The organism is Nocardia alni, assembly GCF_019038435.1.
Taxonomy (GTDB): domain Bacteria; phylum Actinomycetota; class Actinomycetes; order Mycobacteriales; family Mycobacteriaceae; genus Nocardia; species Nocardia alni.
On sequence record NZ_JAGPOX010000006.1, the window covers coordinates 14,758 to 29,781 of the forward strand.

13 protein-coding genes and 1 pseudogene are annotated in these 15,024 nt (G+C 62.6%); all 14 read left to right on the forward strand.

What is annotated here, in order from left to right; translation table 11 throughout:
- Positions 1–55 precede the first annotated feature (55 nt).
- The 14 genes and pseudogenes from JZ791_RS04160 (at position 56) to JZ791_RS04225 (ending at position 14,974) form a co-directional block, all read left to right on the forward strand.
- Complete coding sequence (locus JZ791_RS04160; RefSeq protein ID WP_216892795.1) at positions 56–1,357, forward strand: cytochrome P450; 1,302 nt, start codon at positions 56–58, stop codon at positions 1,355–1,357.
- A 3-nt stretch (positions 1,358–1,360) separates the two neighbouring features.
- A pseudogene (locus JZ791_RS04165) lies at positions 1,361–2,560 on the forward strand (NAD(P)/FAD-dependent oxidoreductase); the annotation flags it as partial.
- Positions 2,561–2,622: 62 nt separating this feature from the next.
- Positions 2,623–3,075 (forward strand): MaoC family dehydratase, encoded by a 453-nt coding sequence (locus tag JZ791_RS04170; RefSeq protein ID WP_216892796.1) that lies wholly within the window; start codon positions 2,623–2,625, stop codon positions 3,073–3,075.
- A gap of 184 nt (positions 3,076–3,259) precedes the next feature.
- A complete protein-coding gene (locus tag JZ791_RS04175) occupies positions 3,260–3,760 on the forward strand; it encodes a MaoC family dehydratase (RefSeq protein ID WP_216892797.1) in 501 nt (166 codons plus the stop codon).
- Positions 3,761–3,824: 64 nt separating this feature from the next.
- Positions 3,825–4,328 carry a MaoC family dehydratase gene (locus tag JZ791_RS04180; protein ID WP_216892798.1) on the forward strand — a complete coding sequence of 168 codons (504 nt, stop codon included), beginning with the start codon at positions 3,825–3,827 and terminating at the stop codon, positions 4,326–4,328.
- A 46-nt stretch (positions 4,329–4,374) separates the two neighbouring features.
- On the forward strand, positions 4,375–5,295 hold the full coding sequence (locus JZ791_RS04185) for an HpcH/HpaI aldolase/citrate lyase family protein (RefSeq protein ID WP_216892799.1): 921 nt from the start codon (positions 4,375–4,377) through the stop codon (positions 5,293–5,295).
- Positions 5,296–5,349: 54 nt separating this feature from the next.
- Entirely contained in the window at positions 5,350–6,081 is a 732-nt protein-coding gene (locus JZ791_RS04190) for an SDR family oxidoreductase (RefSeq protein ID WP_216892800.1), read from the forward strand.
- A gap of 106 nt (positions 6,082–6,187) precedes the next feature.
- On the forward strand, positions 6,188–7,342 hold the full coding sequence (locus tag JZ791_RS04195) for a thiolase family protein (protein WP_216892801.1): 1,155 nt from the start codon (positions 6,188–6,190) through the stop codon (positions 7,340–7,342).
- Between the two features lie 364 nt (positions 7,343–7,706).
- Positions 7,707–9,560 carry a flavin-containing monooxygenase gene (locus JZ791_RS04200; RefSeq protein WP_216892802.1) on the forward strand — a complete coding sequence of 618 codons (1,854 nt, stop codon included), beginning with the start codon at positions 7,707–7,709 and terminating at the stop codon, positions 9,558–9,560.
- A 276-nt stretch (positions 9,561–9,836) separates the two neighbouring features.
- On the forward strand, positions 9,837–10,472 hold the full coding sequence (locus JZ791_RS04205; RefSeq protein ID WP_216892803.1) for a TetR/AcrR family transcriptional regulator: 636 nt from the start codon (positions 9,837–9,839) through the stop codon (positions 10,470–10,472).
- Position 10,473: 1 nt separating this feature from the next.
- On the forward strand, positions 10,474–12,006 hold the full coding sequence (locus JZ791_RS04210) for a sensor histidine kinase (protein ID WP_216892804.1): 1,533 nt from the start codon (positions 10,474–10,476) through the stop codon (positions 12,004–12,006).
- An 11-nt stretch (positions 12,007–12,017) separates the two neighbouring features.
- A complete protein-coding gene (locus tag JZ791_RS04215; RefSeq protein ID WP_216892805.1) occupies positions 12,018–12,665 on the forward strand; it encodes a response regulator in 648 nt (215 codons plus the stop codon).
- Between the two features lie 183 nt (positions 12,666–12,848).
- Positions 12,849–14,045, forward strand: a complete 1,197-nt coding sequence (locus tag JZ791_RS04220; protein WP_216892806.1) for a CaiB/BaiF CoA transferase family protein — start codon at positions 12,849–12,851, stop codon at positions 14,043–14,045.
- On the forward strand, positions 14,045–14,974 hold the full coding sequence (locus tag JZ791_RS04225) for an alpha/beta hydrolase (protein ID WP_216892807.1): 930 nt from the start codon (positions 14,045–14,047) through the stop codon (positions 14,972–14,974). The genes JZ791_RS04220 and JZ791_RS04225 overlap by 1 nt, the downstream gene beginning before the upstream one ends.
- Positions 14,975–15,024: the final 50 nt, after the last annotated feature.

The window sequence follows — 15,024 nt, forward strand, 5'->3', positions numbered from 1 at the left end:
TTCATTCATCACAACAATCCGGTTGTTCACTTCGACCGGAGGAGGTAAAAGGGCCATGACTGTCCACGTGACCGAACGGGACTACCGCGTTCCCGAGAACATCGCGAAGGCCGCTATCCTGCCGGAGTCCTACACCGACGAGCAGGCCGTCACGTATCCGGCGTTTGCTTGGCTTCGTGCAAACAACCCGTTCGGGGTCGCGCACGTCGAGGGGTACGACCCGATCTGGCTTGCCACCAAACATGCCGATATCCTGGAGATCGAGAAGAATCCCGCAGTATTCGCCAGTGGCATCGACGAGCCGAACATCAACGACAGTGCCAGTGCGGGCTTCCTGAAAATGGTCAACAGCGGTGGGAGCCGCACCCTGGACACGCTGGCGTACATGGATGCACCCGAGCACACCAAGATCAAGAATGTGACGAGTGCCTGGTTCATGCCCGCGAGTGTGCGCAAGCGTGAAGACGAGATCCGCACGTTGGCCAAGGATGCGGTCGACCGGTTGCTCTCGTTCGACGGCGAGTGTGATTTCGTGAAGGACTTCGCCGTCTACTACCCGCTGCGGGTCATCATGAGCCTGTTTGGGGTGCCGCCGGAGGACGAGCCCCGAATGCTGACCCTGACGCAGGAAATGTTCGGACCTGCCGACCCGGAGACCCAGCGGGCAGAAATGGTTCCGGAACCGGATGCGATGGCCCGTATGTGGAAGGCCGCCATCGACGACTTCTCCACGTACTTCAACGATCTGGCTGCCGAACGCCGAAAGAACCCCACCGATGATCTCGCGTCGATCATCGCCAACGCGAAGGTCGACGGGGAGTACCTGTCGCCCTCGTTCATCAACGGCTACTACGTGGCGATCGCCACGGCCGGTCACGACACGACCTCGTCGACCGTGTCCGGTGCGATCAAGGCATTCGCCGACAACCCCGATCAACTCGAGAAGGTCCGTGGTGATCTGTCGCTGATTCCCTCGCTGGTGGAGGAAGCTGTCCGGTACATCTCTCCGGTCAAGCACTTCCAGCGTGTCGTCACCCAGGACCACGAGTTCCGTGGCCGCCGGCTCCACCGCGGCGACCACGTCATGTTGCTGTATCCTTCCGCGAACCGGGACGAGGAAGTCTTCGACAACCCGGATCAGTTCGACATCACTCGGCGCCCGAACAAGCACATCGCCTTCGGTCACGGTCCACACATGTGCATCGGTCAGCACGTGGCGAAGCTGGAGATGCGGATCCTGTTCGAGGAACTGCTTCCTCGCATCCGCAAGGTCGAGGTGGTCGGAGAACCCAAGTATGTGGCAGCCAACTTCCTTTCCGGCCTGAAGTCCCTTCCGGTCAGCATCACCAAGGTCTGACCGATGAGCACGGAAACCTCCGTGGTCGGCGCCGTCATCATCGGCGCCGGCCACGCCGGCATCACCGCCGCGGCACTGCTTCGCCAACGCGGATTCGACGACCCGGTAACCATCGTCGGGGACGGCGAACACTTGCCCTACCACCGGCCCCCGTTGTCGAAGTCCTATCTGTCCGGCCCTGACGGCGCACTGGATCCACTGAGACCGTCCGAGTTCTACCGCAGCGAGAGGATCAACCTCATTCGCGGACAGCAGGTTTCGATGATCGATCCTGACCGCAAGGTGGTGCGGCTCGACAGGGGAACGACCCTCGAATACTCGTCGCTGATCCTGGCCACCGGGGCACGTCCACGAACTCTGACCATTGCCGGTTCCTCCCTCCGCGGAGTGACCAGCCTGCACAACTATGAAGACTCCCTGGCGCTGCGCGATTTGCTCGGCGCCGGCCCGGGTACCAAAGTCGCTATCGTCGGCGCCGGCTACGTCGGTCTCGAGGTGGCCGCCGCGGGCATCGAGCACGGAGTGGACATCACCGTCGTCGAACGCGCCGACCGTGCGTTGGGTCGAGTAGCAAGCCTGGACCTGTCGACGTGGTTGTCGGGCTACCACCGCGACCGCGGCACCCGGCTGTTGACCAGCGCAGACCTACTGGAGTTCCTGCCCGGAGAGGACGGGGAGGTAAGTGCTCTGTGTCTGGCCGACGGTACGGTAATCGACTGCGACGGTGCGCTTGTGGGGGTCGGAGTTCTCCCCTGTGACGGGTTGGCCCGTGCGGCCGGCATCCACTGTGACAGCACGGGGGTGGTAGTCGACGCCGACGCCCGTACGTCCGCGCCGGCGGTGTATGCGATCGGCGATGTCACGAGTCGGCCGGTACCTCCCTACCCTGGCCGGTTCCGGCTGGAGAGCATTCCGAGCGCGACGGAGCAGGCCGGCCGGGCCGTGGCCGCCATCCTGGGGCTGGACGCTCCGAAACCGGAAGTGCCGTGGTTTTGGTCGGACCAGTTCGATGCCAAGATCAAGATCGCTGGTCTGTTGGTGGATGCGACGGCCGCGGTGGTGCGCGGCAATCCCGCCGACGATCGCTTCGCGGTGTTTCATCTCGCCGACGACGACACCGTGCGCGCCGTCGAGACGGTCAATTCCGCACCCGAGTTCATGGCTGGCAAGCGCTGGATCGCCGAGGGCGTTCGAATCGATCGGCGACGCATCGAGCCTCCACAAAAGAAGGGGGCGGTCAGCCTCAGCAGATCGGAGTCTTCGCCGTGTCCACCTTCTCCTCCATTGATCATCTCCGGCAGGCGAAGGGCGCCGACCTGGGAATCTCGAGGAAAATCGAGGTATCACAGGCACGTATCGACAAGTTCGCCGCGGTCACCGAAGACCACCAGTGGATTCACATCGACACGGACAGAGCAGCGAACGGGCCCTTCGGCACCACGATCGCCCACGGATTTCTCACGCTGTCCTTGCTCGCGCCTTTTCTGACGGACTTGATCGAGGTACAGGGCGCGACGAGCTCGATCAACTACGGACTCAATCGCGTCCGCTTTCCCACCGCGGTTCCGTCGAACTCCTATCTGCATGCCGAGGGCCGGATTCTCGACGTGGTCGATCGTCCAGGTGCAGTCGACGCGATCGTGGAAGTGGCCGTCTACCCAGACGAGTCTCCGAAACCAGCCTGCATCGCCGAATCGATCATCCGCTATACCTTCTGAATTCGCCGGCAAACGCACAGTCCCAGCGCTAGAGCCTCGCCGGCAAGGTCCCCGCTGGTCAGCGCCAAGACCGCGGCGAAGGCCGCCGCCCCGGAAGCGACTGGTGCGTCGGCCCAGCGGATAGTTGGTAGTCAACTACCAACCTTGTATCGTGGGCATGCAGCCCCACTGTCAGGAGAAGTCCATGACCCGCACCGCCACCACCCCCGATCTCGCCGAGTTCCCCGTCCGTCAACGCGGCGCCTACTTCGAGAAGTTCGAAACGGGCCAGGTTTTCACCCATCACTGGGGCCGCACGATCACCACCGCGGACAACGTGTTGTTCAGTACCGCACTCGCTCACTGGTCACCGATGTACCTGAACGCCGAGTACGCTCGCGCCCACGGGCACAAGGATGCACCGTTGAACCCGTTCCTGGTGCTGTGCACGGTCGTAGGGTTGACGGTCGAGGATCTCAGCGAATCCGGTGGTCCCTTTCTAGGTATCGAAACGTGCGTGTTCGAGCAGCAGATCTACCCCGGTGACACCGTGCGCACCGAGTCGATCGTCCTGGATTCGCGGCCCTCCGCCAGCAGGCCCGGATACGGCATCGTGACATGGAAGACCACTGCGTACGACCAGCACGATCGTGTGGTGCTGCACTTTGTACGAAAGAACTTGCTGGCCACCAAGGAGTTGCGATGATCGGCCACGACGGCACCGTCGTCGTATTGCGGATGCACGGACCGATCGAAGGGAGCCACCGAAAATGACTCGGACACAATCACACTCAACTCCACCGGACTGGGTCACCGAGGACTCGGCATGGTTCGAATCGTTCGAGGTCGGCCAGCGGTGGAAGCATGCACGCGGTGCGACGATCGACGAGGTCGAGAATCAAATGATCACCAAGATGGTCATGAACACCGCGCAGGAACATTGGAACGAGGCCGCGATGCGGGACTCGCCATGGGGAAACAGTCGTTTGGTGTTCGGGCTCATCACCGGATCGCTCACTCTGGGGCTCACCAGTCAGGACACTGCCGAGAATGCACTCGCCGAGCTCGGCCTGGACGGTATTCGCTTCAAAGCCGGTGTCTTTCACGGAGACACGATTTATGCCTACACCCAGGTGCTGTCCGTCGAACCAGCGGACCGCGACGATGCCGGCGTCGTGCAATTCCAACACTGGGGAGCGACCGCCGACATGCGTGTCGTGTTCGAGTGCACGCGTCGGGTGTTGATCAAGCGACGCAGTCACTGGCGCCCATGAGGCCGACCAGCATTTCATTTCACACATTCATCTCGAAGGAGTACCGATGACGAGTCCGAGGCCGGTGCGGCCACGCCGATCAGAACTTTCCACCCCCGCCACCAGCGAAAAGATGATGGCCAAAGCTGCTGCCGGCGACGCTGATCTCGTCTTTCTCGATCTCGAGGATGCGGTCGCGCCCACTGCCAAAGACGTGGCACGCAAGCAGGCCGTCACGGCCCTGCGCGAACTCGATTGGGGGCGGAAGACCCGCGCGGTGCGCATCAACGGCGTCCAGACGACCTGGTGCCTCGACGACATCACCGAAGTGGTTGCCAACGCCGGCGCCCATGTGGATGTGTTGATCATTCCCAAGGTCAAAGCCGCGCGCGATGTCTGGTTCATCGACACTCTGCTGACGCAGCTCGAACACAAGCACGGCCTGAAGATCGGCGGTATCGGCTTGGAGGTATTGATCGAAGAAGTGGAAGCTCTGGCGGCCGTCGACGCGATCGCCGCGAGCAGTCCGCGGTTGGAGGCGCTGATCCTGGGCGTTGGTGACCTCGCAGCCAGTCATGGAATGAGATCTGCACACATCGGCACCAGTTCCGGCTACCCGGGTGACATCTGGCACTCGGCTCGAACGAAGTTGATCGTCGCTGCCCGCAGCAATGGCCTCGACGCAATCGATGGTCCGTTCGGTGACTTCAAGGACAACGACGCCTACCTCCAGCAGGCGAATTGGGCCGCTGAACTCGGCGCGGTCGGCAAGTGGGCAATCCATCCGAACCAGGTGACGTTGGCCAACGACGTCTACTCGCCCTCCGAGGAAGAGGTAGCACAGGCACGCAAGGTCGTCACCGCGATGCGCGAGGCCGAAGCCGCCGGTGACGGCGCCGTCGCCATCGACGGCGTCATGGTCGACGCAGCCACGGCCCGAATCTTCGAGACCGTGTTGCAACGCGCCTCCGTCGTCGAGCAGCACTGACCGCCACCGAACCGACCGTTACCCGGCACGAAGTACTTACGAACAGGACGATCAATGGGCAACATCAACTTCGACTTCACCGGACGAACAGTTCTCGTCACCGGCGCCGCCAGAGGGATCGGTCTCGAACTGGCCCGGCATTTCAAGACTTCCGGAGCCGAAGTAGTCATGGTGGATTTCGACGGTGACGAGCTGGCACGCTCGGCCGACACTATCGATGCTGTTGCTGCTCAGGCCGATGTCAGCAACACCGAGGATGTCGAGAGAGTGGTGAGCGAGACGGTCGAGCGCACCGGCCGAATCGATATCGTGGTCAACAACGCGGGGATCCTGCGCGACCGCGTCGTGTGGAAGCTTACCGACGACGACTGGTCGCAGGTGCTCGATGTACACGCCGGCGGCACCTTCCGCTTCACCCGCGCCGTTGTGCCTCATTTCCGGACTCAGAACTACGGACGCATCGTCAACGTGACCTCCTACACCGGTCTTCATGGTAATCGAGGTCAGGCGAACTACGCAGCCGCCAAGGCCGGCATCATCGGCTTCACCAAAACCACCGCCAAGGAACTCGCACTGTTCGGTGTCACCGTCAATGCGATTTCCCCCAACGCCGCCACCCGAATGACGGCTTCCATTCCGGACGAGAAGATCCCGGAAGTAACCGGCCCGATCGCTCGATTCGCGGACCCCTCGGAAATGGCCGCAGCCGTCGCGTTCTTGGCTTCCGAAGAGGCCGGGTACATCACCGGTGTCGTGCTGCCGGTCGACGGCGGCGCTTCGATCTAGAACAGAAGCAGTGTCGTGACCACGCCACCGCTCTCGCGCCGAGACATCGAATTTTGCTATACGAATAGCTCGATGTCGAGTCACCGGGTTCCGTCGATCAGAAAGCATGTTCATGTCTCGTAAAGCAGTCATCGTCGATGCCGTCCGCTCGCCAGTTGGCAAAAGAAACGGAGGGCTGTCTTCCGTTCATCCTGCCGATCTGTCGGCGTACGTGTTGCGCGCTCTCATCGAACGAACCGGCCTCGATCCCGCGCTGGTCGAAGATGTCATCTGGGGATGCGTCGGTCAGGTCGGTGAACAAAGCTTCGACATCGCTCGGACCGCGGCGCTGTCCGCGGATTGGCCCATTCACGTACCCGGCACCACCATCGATCGGCAGTGCGGGTCATCGCAACAGGCCGTCAGCTTCGCCGCAGCGGGCGTAGTTGCCGGACACTACGACATCGTCGTCGCAGGCGGCGTCGAATCCATGTCCCGCATCCCCATCGGATCATCCACCGCGGCAGGCAATTCCCCGCTCGGTGAGCTCTACTCCCAGCGGTTCGGATCCGAGTTCCCCAATCAAGGAATCGGTGCGGAACACATCGCCGACGAATGGGGACTGTCGCGAACACAGCTCGACGAGTTCGCCCTCGGCTCCCACGCCAAAGCAGCCGCGGCAATCGACGCGGGACGATTCGAATCCCAGATCGCATCCATCCCGGTCGATAAAGAGAAAATAGCCGTCGACGAGGGGGTTCGGCGCGGAGGCACCCTCGAATCGCTCGCCGAACTCAGACCTGCCTTCACCACGGACGGCAAGATCACCGCAGCCAATTCCTCGCAGATCAGCGATGGCTCCGCCGCACTGCTGATCATGGGATCCGACACCGCCGCCGAGCTCGGTTTCACACCGCTCGCAGCCATCGACACGGCAGTCGTCATCGGCTCGCCGCCGATGCCGATGCTCACCGGGCCCATCCCCGCAACCGAGAAACTGCTCGCCAGACGCGGCCTCACGATCGACGATATCGGGACTTACGAGGTCAACGAAGCTTTCGCCTCGGTTGTGCTGGCGTGGCTGAAGGATGTCGGGGCCGACGAAGAAAGGCTGAATCCCAACGGCGGCGCAATCGCACTCGGGCATCCCCTCGGCGGGAGCGGCGCCAGGCTGATGACGACAATGGTTCACCACATGCGCGAGAACGACATCGAGTTCGGCCTGCAAACCATGTGCGAGGGCGGCGGACAGGCCAACGCCACCCTCCTCCGCCTCCTCTGAACACGCCTCTGCCCGGTCACGACCCCGATGCGAGCCGGCCGCCGATCTGCGCCCGTGAAGCGCGATGGTCGGTCGCCGCTACGAAACCCTCACCAGCGTCGTGGCGTGCCGCCACGGTCGGCCTCGACCGTGGCGGCTTTTCGTTCGCAACAATTGTCTCGCTTCGTCGCGACCGATGTCGCTTCTAGGTGATGGCGATCACTGATTAACTGAATACATCGCGAAAATAGCAATGCCGGAAACCTGGAGAGGCTGCTACTGCCCAGCAGTAGCCCGGGATTCGCTTCAACACCGCTAGGACTGCACATCAGCAGACCTGCAGGCGTCACTCGAACAGGCGCCACCGGACGAGGGTGAGGGACCAGTGTCGAACGACAAACTCATTGGTGATCTGGACTTCGATCCAGCGGCTTTGAAGGAACGGTACGACTACGAACGTGATCGCCGCATCCGCCCGGACGGCAAGCAACAATACGTCGGAACGTCCGGCGGCCGATTCGAGCAGTACAGCCGTGACCCCTGGAGTGACGCCGACGTTTCCCGAGAGGCTCTCACCGAGCACACATCCGTGATCATCGCAGGCGGCGGCTTTGGCGGACTGCTGCTGGGAGCTCGGCTGCACGATGCCGGGGTGACCGATGTACGGGTGATCGAGACGGGCGGTGACTTCGGTGGAACGTGGTACTGGAACAGGTACCCCGGAGCCATGTGCGATATCGAAGCGCACATCTATCTTCCCCTGCTCGAAGAGTTGAACTACACCCCCAAGCATCGCTATGCGTACGCGGCAGAAATGCTCGAAATCAGCCAGCGAATCGGTAAAGATTACGGACTCTACGACAAAGCCTGCTTCCACACCGCGATCACCGGCGCGCAGTGGTCCGATGACGAGAACCGTTGGCACATTGAAACGGACCGAAACGACAAGCTGACCGCCGACTACTTCATTCTCGCTTGCGGCCGTCAAAGTCTGCCGAAACTCCCCAACTTGCCCGGAATCGATCGGTTCGAAGGTCACATCTTCCATTCGAGCCGATGGGACTACAGCTACACCGGAGGTAGCAGCGACGGCGGGCTCACTGGACTGAAGGACAAGCGAGTCGGAGTTGTCGGAACTGGTGCGACGGCTCTGCAAATCGTGCCTGAAGTCGCCAAAGACGCCGGTGAGCTCCTGGTGTTCCAGCGGACGCCCTCGACGGTCGGAGTCCGGGGACAATGCGAAACCGGACCCGACTGGGTCGATATGTCCAAACCCGGTTGGCAGCGTGAACGCCGCGAAAACTTTCAAGCCCATGTTCAATTCGGCACGCAAGTTGGCTACGTGCGACCCGACGTCGACATGGTCGGTGACGGATGGACTGCGGCGTTCGAAATCCTCGCCGAGCCGGAAGACTCGGTGATCAAACGGTTGGGTCGGCGCCCGACGGAGGAAGAGCTCGCCGAGCTGTCCGAGATCAACGACTACAGGTTGATGAACCAGATCCGAGGCCGGGTCCACGACGTGGTCGAAGATCCGACCACCGCCGAGGCCCTCGAGCCGTGGTATCGCTGGTGGTGCAAGCGGCCCGGGTGGCATGACGACTATCTCGCTGCGTTCAACCGGAAGAACGTCACGTTGATCGACACTCACGGTCAGGGTGTCGAGAGATTCACACCCCACGGTGTCGTGGTGGACGGTATCGAGCATCCTCTCGATTGCTTGATCATGGCGACAGGATTCGAATCGGCCATTTCGTACACCGAGTTGACCGGCTTCGATATCATCGGCAGAGCGACATCACTCTCGCAACACTGGTCGAACGGCGTCCGGACATTGCACGGCATGTCGACCGATAAGTTCCCGAACATGTTCTTCATCGGCGGAAACACCCAGACTGCGTCGGCGGTCAACGCCGTGCACCTACTGGACGAACAGTCCCAGTACGTTGCTCATATTATTGCGCAGACCGAGGCCAAGAATGCACGCACTGTCGAGGCAGAACCCGAACAGGTCGAACAATGGGTAAGGACCATCGCCGAATCGCCGAAGAATCACGCGATGTTCCGATTCTTCGCGCAATGCACACCTGGTTACTACAACGCCGAAGGTAAGGCCGAGAGTAGCGCCGACCTGTTCATCGGTGGGCGCTACGGGGACGGTCCACTCGCCTACTACGACGTCCTGCACAACTGGGCGGCCGACGGGCAGCTACAGGGGTATGCGCTCGAGCAGGAGTGAAGTTGGACCGTCCGGCGTCGGATACGCGCGCGATCCGGAATGGCTGCTCCACGATCGCGGTGACCGGCTGCGATCCGCCGCGGTCTTGCGCGTGGTCGCCGCCAGGCGTCCCACGCCGTCGCCGACCGGAGTCGCCGATGCGGCCGGTTCGACGCCGAAGAGGCCCAGCGACCGCTCGGCCACTGATGCGCAAGCCTGATCAACGGCAGATGGATGGGATGGCGGTCACACAATCGCTATAGTTGATTGTGAACTACCAACTTGGAAGGTGCCCCGGTGATCGACTATGTCCCCTCCGAGAACAGGCAGGTAGAACGCTCCAGCCTGTCGACCAGGCGCCTGTTGCAGGCCACGGCGGAGCTGATCGGGGAGGTCGGATACGACCGAACAACGCTCGCCGAGATCGGCAAGCGCGCAGGCTACAGCCACGGCCTGGTCAGCCGCCGGTTCGGCAGCAAATCGGCGTTGATCGAAGCGCTGATCGCGAAGCTGAGCGAGCGCTTCGGCCATGAGCGGCTTCCGGACACCCTCGCCCACAGCACCGGGATCGACGCGCTCGTGGTCGTCATAGGTGAGATCGGAAAGGACGCCGCGAATTCGACCGACTCGCTTCGCGGCTTCTACGCTCTGCTGTTCGAAGGCCTCAAACCGATCCCCGAGCTGCATACGTTCGTCGCGGAGCTGCACGCCGACTACCTCGTCCACCTGACCGAACAGGTCGCGCTCGGTCGCGCGACCGGCCGGCTTCGCGAGGGGGTGGATCCAGCCGAGATCACCGAACTCGCGGTCAACGCCCTGCGGGGTCTGGCGTACCGATGGATGCTCGACGATCGCGTCGACTTCGCCGCTGGCTTGAACTCGCTCGTCCGTCAGCTCGCTCTACTCGCCGCGCCAGGCGAGGAACGGCCCTGAGATGAACCGTGGAACGAGTGTCGACAACGATGTGTCCTCGGCGAGAGCTCTGATAGAGCTGAGTACGGAAGGCCTCGCGGTTTTGGACCCGTCCGGCCGGTATCTGACGATCAATGGCGCAGGCCGACGAATTCTCGGCTGCGCCGACGCGGACGTGATAGGAGAACCGTCGGTCTTCTCCACGAACATTCCTGGTGGAACAGGCCCGGACTCCAGCACCGGTTCGCTGTGGGTCGGCACCTCCGAAATCGAGTTCGAGATGCGCCGAACGCAGCTCGGAACCGGGCGCGAGGGTCTGCTGGTACGGTTCTGCCCCACCACCGCGGCTCTGCGCGACCGGCGCAAACTCGCCGCCTTCACGCGAGCCGCGGCCGCGGTGGCGTGTGAGAACCGGCTCGATGTCGTGCTCGACAAACTCGCCGCGGAGGTATCCGAGACCGTCGGAATGGCGACCTGCGCGGTCATCCTGGTCGACGAGGTCACCGGCGCGCTCGACCACGTCGGAAAGGCAAGCCTGCCGATCGACTACGGCCGGCGCTTGGAGTTGTGCCGTCAGCGCGGCGCACCGCTTGCCACCCTCGTGGCGATCACCGAACGGCGCGTGGTGGTCGCCCGGAAATGGCGCGAAGAAATCCTCGGGCATCCCTGGTGGTGGCAACCGGTGCAAAACATCATTCTCGACACGAATTGGGACACCTACGTCGTGGCGCCACTGATCGTGCGCGAGAAGGTTATCGGCGCCTTGGCCGGCTTCGTGAGAGAGGGCCATGATCCGGCAAAGGAAGACATCCGATTCATCGCGGCAATGGCCGACCAGGCAGCCATCGCCGTCTCGAGTGCGCGGATGTTCGCTCGGCTCGAGCTGCAAGCAGCCCGGGAAGAGCGTCGCAAACTTGCCCGGGACATGCACGACTCCGTCGCCCAAACCCTGTATTCGTTATCTCTCCGAACGAAAGCTCTCGAGCTGAGTGTCGGCTCCGGAGAAGAGAGCGACCTCGGCGCACAGCTGAGGCAGATTCACGAACTCGTCTGCGGCGCTCAGGTCGGGATGCGGACGCTCATCATGCATCGCCGCCCTGCCGCGCTCGGTGAGGACGGATTCGTCTCGTCGGTCCGCAAACACGTCGCTTCGATCGCGTCCCGTGAAGAACTCGCGCTGACAGTCGAATGCGACGACGAGTTCTACGAGTTCGACGGGGCGGTCGAGGAGGATCTCTTCATGGTGGTCAGTGAGGCGGTCCACAACATCGTCAAACACGCGGGGGCGTCGAAAGCCGCCGTCCGAATCGGGCAATCGCTCACCGTCCCGTCGGTGCTGAATATAGTGATCATCGACAATGGGCACGGTTTCTCCGAGAGGAACGACAGTCACCAATCCTTCGGACTGGTTTCGATGACCGAACGGGTCAACGCGCACGGCGGCACCCTGACCGTTCGATCGAAACCGGACACGGATCCCGATCACGGCACCACCGTTCGTATCGCCGTTCCGTGTCTGATCGCCGAGTCCGCACCTGGAGCAGCGAAGATGTGAGGAATTCGTCCATGCCAGAGATTTCGGTCTTCCTCGTCGACGACCACGCGCTCGTCCGGCAGGGTCTGCGCGCCTTCTTGCAAACCCAGCAGGACATCACTGTCATCGGTGAAGCCGACAACGGCAAGCAGGCAGTCGACGAAATGCGGGCACGGGTGACCGCGAACGCTATCCCCGACGTGGTGTTGATGGACCTCGCAATGCCCGAACTCGACGGGGTGAGCGCAATCGGCATTCTGCACCGCGAACACCCCGCCTTGAAAATAATCGCGCTGTCCAGCTTTTCCGAAACGGCGAGAGTCCATGCCGCACTGCAGGCCGGCGCCGCCGGCTATCTGCTGAAAAATTCCGATCCCGGCGAGGTATCGGTAGCCATCCGATCCGCCCAGCGCGACCAGGTATACCTGGATCCGGGCGTCGCACGCGTCCTCGCTCGGTCTATGCGGGCCGGCCAGGCGGCGGCTCTGTCCGCTCGCGAACGCGAGGTCCTCGTGCTGGTCGCACGGGGAAACTCGAACCAGGAGATCGCCGACTCCCTGTACATCAGCGAGCGGACCGCACGTACGCACGTCAGTCACATCATTTCCAAACTAGGACTGTCCTCGCGGATCCAAGCCGCGCTGTGGGCAATACGCGAGGGCATCGCCAGCGTCTCCTGACGACGAGACAGATGTCGCGCGCGAGACGCGTCCCAGGACCCTTCTGTGGTGTGCATCATAGGGCTTGACTGGAGTAACACAAATCGCTCACGCGAAAGAGATGGAACTCCATCCCGTTGACCCGGGAGCACGAAAGCAACCAGATCATGGATGCCGAGTACGTCAATTAATGAAGGAGCCTGAATGACCGGCCCACTCGAAGGTGTGCGTGTCATCGATCTCACCGCCGCCCTCGCCGGCCCGTACTGCACGATGATCCTCGCCGACCTCGGCGCCGATATCATCAAGGTCGAACCAGCCGGCGGGGAGGTCACGCGGAGGGTGGGCCCATATCAGCCCAGCGCCGACGGGAATGGTCAGGCGCCGCTCGGCGGGTATTTCCAGAGCATCAACCGCGGCAAACGCAGCATCGTCCTCGATCTCAAAACTCCCGAGGGCCACGCGGAACTACTCGAACTACTGCGCACCGCCGACGTGCTGGTGGAAAACTTCGGACCAGGTGTCGTCGACCGCCTCGATATCTCCTACGAGACGGTGCGGCCGAACAATCCCCGGCTGATCTACGCATCGCTCACCGGATTCGGGGCCGCCTGGTCCGGTGAAAGTCCCTATATGAACTGGCCTGCCATGGATATCACCATCCAGGCCATGGCGGGCGCATTGAGCATTACCGGCACCGAAGACGGCAAACCCGTCAAGATCGGACCGGGCGTCGGCGATATCTTCCCGGGAGCGATGCTCACCATCGGCATACTGTCCGCCTTGCACGAAACCGAACGAACCGGCTTGGGCCAGCAAATCGATGTTTCGATGTTCGATGCGATCTTGTCGCTGTGCGAGCGAATCGTTTATCAGTACTCCTTCACCGGTCAGGTACCACACCCCATCGGCAATACGCACCCCATCCTCACCCCCTTCGACGTTCTCGAAGTAAAAGACGGCTGGATCGCCATTGCCGCGACCACACAGCTGCGGTGGGAAGCCCTGTGCCGCATCATGGAACGCCCTGAACTCATCGAGGACCCCCGGTTCCGGGACGAGGGCGCGCGAGGCCGCCACCGGCCCGAGATCCGCCGGCTGCTCGACGACTGGTCTCGGGAGTTCACCCGGTCCGAGCTCGGGGAGAAGCTCGGCGGAAAAGTCCCGTTCGGACCGGTCAACGATATCCGGGACATCTTCGACGACCCACATGCGTGGGCCCGGGAAATGCTCGTCGAGATCGAGAGCCCGGGATCGGCACGCAAGGCCATCGTCGCCGGGCAACCGATCAAGTTCAGCAGGACCCCGTCGAAAGTCGGGGCCCGGGCACCGCTGCTGAACGAACACGCCGAAGAGATCCGCGCGGAAGCCGGCGCCCGATCACCTCGAGGAGTCCGCTGATGGCCGGTTACGAAGTCAGTCCGGAATTCGCCGAACTCGTCGGCCAACTGCGGGCGGCGCCGTTTCGGGCCGACACCACGGCAGTGTCCGATCTCCGCGCGAACTTCGAGAAGTTCGCCGCGACCTTCTACGATCCGCCGCCGGTGGAGTTCGTGCCGGACAACGCCGATGGCGTCGAGGTCGAGTGGGCGTACACCCCCGGATGCGACCGATCGCGGGTGGTGCTCTACCTGCATGGCGGCGGCTACACCATCGGTTCCATCGGCGCCTATCGCGATTTTTGCGCCCGTATCTCGGAGGGCTCGGGCGCGGCGGTGCTCTCTGTCGGTTACCGTCTCGCTCCGGAGCACCGTTTCCCGGCGGCGGTCGAGGATTCGGTTGCCGTCTACCGATGGCTGATCGCCCACGGCGTCGACGCCGCCCACATCGTTATCGCCGGCGATTCCGCGGGAGGCGGGCTCACCATCGCCACCCTGGTGCGGCTGCGGGACTCCGGCGTGGAATTGGCCGGGGCCGGCGTGTGCATCTCCCCGCTGGCCGATCTCGCCCACACCGGAGCGTCGGTCCACGAGAAGGCACATGCCGATCCCATCGTCACGCCCGAAGGTAGCCACGCCTACGGAGTGCGCTACCTCGGCGACGACGGCGACCTCACCGATCCGATCGCCTCACCGCTCTACGCCGACTTGCACGCACTTCCCCCGATCCTGATCCAGGTGGGCACGGCAGAGGTCCTGCTGGACGATTCACTCCGCCTGGCACGCAAACTCCGCGACTCGGGCGTCTCCGTGGACCTCGACGTGTGGCCGGAAATGATCCATATCTTCCCGTTCTTCGCCTCCCGGATACCGGAATCCCGGCGAGCATTGAAATACATGCACACGTTCATCGAGAACACTATCGGGCCATCGCCGAAACAACATGCGTAGAACCTCTCGACCACGATGACCAATGATTCGGAATACCGAAGAAAGGTGCA

Excerpts from the sequence above, each read along its gene's own strand:
- JZ791_RS04175 (WP_216892797.1), top strand. The coding sequence starts at position 3,260 with ATGACCCGCACCGCCACCACCCCCGATCTCGCCGAGTTCCCCGTCCGT.
- JZ791_RS04210 (WP_216892804.1), top strand. The coding sequence starts at position 10,474 with ATGAACCGTGGAACGAGTGTCGACAACGATGTGTCCTCGGCGAGAGCT.
- JZ791_RS04180 (WP_216892798.1), top strand. The coding sequence starts at position 3,825 with ATGACTCGGACACAATCACACTCAACTCCACCGGACTGGGTCACCGAG.
- JZ791_RS04185 (WP_216892799.1), top strand. The coding sequence starts at position 4,375 with ATGACGAGTCCGAGGCCGGTGCGGCCACGCCGATCAGAACTTTCCACC.
- JZ791_RS04190 (WP_216892800.1), top strand. The coding sequence starts at position 5,350 with ATGGGCAACATCAACTTCGACTTCACCGGACGAACAGTTCTCGTCACC.
- JZ791_RS04215 (WP_216892805.1), top strand. The coding sequence starts at position 12,018 with ATGCCAGAGATTTCGGTCTTCCTCGTCGACGACCACGCGCTCGTCCGG.
- JZ791_RS04225 (WP_216892807.1), top strand. The coding sequence starts at position 14,045 with ATGGCCGGTTACGAAGTCAGTCCGGAATTCGCCGAACTCGTCGGCCAA.
- JZ791_RS04160 (WP_216892795.1), top strand. The coding sequence starts at position 56 with ATGACTGTCCACGTGACCGAACGGGACTACCGCGTTCCCGAGAACATC.
- JZ791_RS04220 (WP_216892806.1), top strand. The coding sequence starts at position 12,849 with ATGACCGGCCCACTCGAAGGTGTGCGTGTCATCGATCTCACCGCCGCC.
- JZ791_RS04195 (WP_216892801.1), top strand. The coding sequence starts at position 6,188 with ATGTTCATGTCTCGTAAAGCAGTCATCGTCGATGCCGTCCGCTCGCCA.